This window comes from Pseudomonas sp. MD195_PC81_125, from assembly GCF_014060985.1.
In the GTDB taxonomy this organism is placed as follows: Bacteria; Pseudomonadota; Gammaproteobacteria; order Pseudomonadales; family Pseudomonadaceae; genus Aquipseudomonas; species Aquipseudomonas parakoreensis.
The window spans coordinates 1-3,280 of the sequence record NZ_JABULD010000045.1; the positions used below are offsets into that span (position 1 = coordinate 1).

Sequence of the window (3,280 nt, forward strand, 5' to 3'; positions counted from 1 at the left end):
CACAGGGTTTTCAATCGTTGATGAATTTTGCGTACAAACGAGAACCTGTGGGAGCTGGCTTGCCAGCGATTGGCTTCACCTTGACTCACCTGACACCCTGAGGACCTCACTGTGACCACCCGACAACTCTTCCTCGGCATCGACTGCGGCACCCAGGGCACCAAGGCGATCATCCTCGATGCGGCCAGCGGTCAGGTGCTCGGCGAAGGCGCCGCCACGCACACGATGATCAGCGGCGCCAACGGCCCGGCGCGAGCAGGACACCCGACAGTGGCTCGACGCCTTCGCCCTCGCCACCCGCCGCGCCTTGCTCGCGGCCAATGTCGACGGGCAGGCGATCCTTGGCATCGGAGTCTCCGGCCAGCAACACGGCCTGGTGCTGCTCGACGATCAGGGCCAGGTGCTGCGCCCGGCCAAGCTGTGGTGCGACACCGAAACCACGGAAGAAAACGAGCGCCTGCTCAAACACCTCGGCGGTGAACAAGGCGCGCTGGAGCGCCTCGGCGTGGTCATCGCACCGGGCTATACCGTGTCGAAACTGCTGTGGACCAAGGAACAGCACCCAGAGGTGTTCTCGCGTATCGCGCGGATTCTGCTGCCCCACGATTACCTGAATTTCTGGCTCACCGGGCGCGCCTGCAGCGAGTACGGCGACGCTTCCGGCACCGGTTATTTCAACGTGCGCAGCCGCCAGTGGGACTTGCAGTTGCTGCGTGACATTGACCCCACCGGTCGCCTGCAAGCGGCATTGCCGGAGCTGATCGACGCGCATCAGGCGGTGGGCACGCTGCTGCCAGCGATTGCCGAGCAGTTGGGCCTCAACCCGAATGCAGTGGTCGCCAGCGGCGGTGGCGACAACATGATGGGCGCCATCGGTACCGGCAACATTCAACCCGGAGCGATCACCATGAGCCTCGGTTCCTCCGGCACGGTGTACGCCTACGCCGAGGCGCCGCAGGTCAGCGCGGATGCTTCGGTTGCCACGTTCTGCTCGTCCAGCGGTGGCTGGCTGCCGCTGATCTGCACCATGAACCTGACCAACGCCACCGGTGCGATCCGCGAGCTGTTCGACCTCGATCTGCAGCAGTTCAATCAACTCGTGGCCCAAGCGCCCATAGGCGCGGAAGGCGTGAGCATGCTGCCATTCCTCAACGGCGAACGCGTCCCCGCCCTGCCCCACGCCACCGGCAGCCTGCACGGCCTGACCCTGAGCAACCTGACCCAGGCCAATCTGTGTCGCGCCGTGGTCGAGGGTACGACCTTCGGTTTGCGTTATGGACTGGATCTGTTGCGCCGCAATGGTTTACAAAGCCGCAGCATTTGCCTGATCGGCGGCGGCTCGAAAAGTGCGGTGTGGCGGCAGATCGTCGCCGACATCATGAACACCCCGGTGATCTGCACCGAACACAGCGAAGCTGCAGCCCTCGGCGCGGCGATTCAGGCGGCGTGGTGCAAGTCCTGGTCGAACGGCCACGAAAACACGCTGGCCGATCTGTGCCAGCGCTGCGTGAAGCTCGATCTGCACAGTGAAACCCTGCCGGTTGCCGCCCATGTCGCGGCGTTCCAGCAGGCCTATGAACGCTATCAACAGCATGTCGCAACCCTATAAAGAGCAAACAATCATGTATTTGGTGTGTGGCGAAGCCCTGTTCGATTTTTTCAGCGAAGACGATGCCAGCGGTCTGGCCTCGAAAGTGAATTTCAAGGCGATTGCCGGCGGCTCGCCGTTCAACGTCGCGGTCGGCTTGCGCCGTTTGGGGGTGGACTCGGCGTTGTTTGCCGGGCTGTCCACCGACTACCTCGGCCGACGTTTGCAGCAAGTGCTGCGGGATGAAGGCGTGCGGGCGGACTACTTGGTCGACTTCGCCGCGCCAACCACGCTGGCGATGGTCGCGGTCGGCGCCAATGGCTCGCCGCATTACAGTTTTCGCGGCGAGGGCTGTGCTGATCGCCAATTAAGCCTCGCCCATCTGCCGCAGCTCGGCGCTGATGTCCGTGGTCTGCACATCGGCTCGTTCTCGCTGGTGGTGCAACCGATCGCCGACACCCTGCTGACCCTGGTGCAGCGCGAAAGCGGCAAGCGCCTGATCACCCTCGACCCCAACGTGCGCCTCAACCCCGAGCCGAACATCGACCGGTGGCGCGAGCGCGTGGCGACCCTGGTGCAACTGGCCGACATGATCAAGGTCAGCGACGAAGACCTGAGCCTGTTGTATCCCGAAAAGGATCCACAACGCGTGATCGAAGGCTGGCTGCAGCATCGCTGCCAGTTGGTATTCCTGACCCGTGGCGGCGAAGGCGCAACGGTGTTCAGTCGCGCCCATGGCTCGTGGTCAGTACCGGCATGCTCGGTGCAGATCGCCGATACCGTCGGCGCCGGCGATACCTTTCAGGCGGCGCTGATCACGTGGCTGACCGAACAAGGTCTGGACTCGGTTGAGGGCGTGCAACAACTCAGCCGCGAACAGATCGACGCCATGCTCAGGTTTGCCGTACAGGCGGCCGCCCTGACGTGCAGCAAGACCGGTCCGGATTTGCCCTATCGTCACCAGTTGAGCTGAGCGCGTAGACTGTCGGCCTTTTTGCGCGCATGGGGATGACGGTTTGATGTCGGGGCGGACGGCGGGACTTTTGATACTGGCGGGATTACTCAGCGGCTGCGGCACCTCGCCGCCGCGTTCGCCGGAAGACATCTGCGAAATCTTCCGCGAAAAAAAGCGACTGGTACGACGCGGCGCAAGTCACGCAAAAGCGCTGGGGCGTACCGATCCAGGTGCCCTTCGCGATCATGTATCAGGAGTCCGGCTACCGCTACGACGCCAAGACGCCGCGCAAATACCTGTTGTGGGTGATTCCGTGGGGCCGGGTGTCGACGGCCGCCGGCTATGCCCAGGCCAAGGATGAAGTCTGGGCCGACTACCAGAAGAGTACCGGACGCAACTGGGCCGACCGCGAAGACTTCGACGACGCCATCGACTTCGTGGGCTGGTACATGGACAAGACCACCTCAATCAACGGCGTGTACAAATACGACGCCTACAACCAGTACCTGAATTACCACGAAGGCTGGGGCGGCTTCCGCAACAAGACCTACGCCAGCAAGGCCTGGCTGATGCCGACTGCGCGCAAGGTGCAGGCGCGCTCCGACGTGTATGCGCGGCAGTATGCCGGGTGCAAAGAGGATCTGAATCGCGGCTTCTGGAGCCGGTTCTGGCATTGGTTGTAGGCCGCCGAAGATCCCTGTAGGAGCTGCCGAAGGCTGCGATCTTTTTGATCTTKG

1 protein-coding gene and 2 pseudogenes are annotated in these 3,280 nt (G+C 63.0%); all 3 read left to right on the forward strand.

Annotation, left to right across the window (positions count from 1 at the left end; translation table 11 throughout):
• Positions 1-111: 111 nt before the first annotated feature.
• The 3 genes and pseudogenes from xylB to HT737_RS02445 all read left to right on the forward strand — a co-directional run bounded on the left by xylB (position 112) and on the right by HT737_RS02445 (position 3,226).
• Positions 112-1,609: pseudogene (xylB, locus tag HT737_RS02435) on the forward strand (xylulokinase).
• Between the two features lie 13 nt (positions 1,610-1,622).
• Positions 1,623-2,561 carry a carbohydrate kinase gene (locus HT737_RS02440; RefSeq protein WP_182401298.1) on the forward strand — a complete coding sequence of 313 codons (939 nt, stop codon included), beginning with the start codon at positions 1,623-1,625 and terminating at the stop codon, positions 2,559-2,561.
• A 46-nt stretch (positions 2,562-2,607) separates the two neighbouring features.
• Positions 2,608-3,226: pseudogene (locus HT737_RS02445) on the forward strand (hypothetical protein).
• The last annotated feature ends 54 nt before the right edge of the window (positions 3,227-3,280 follow it).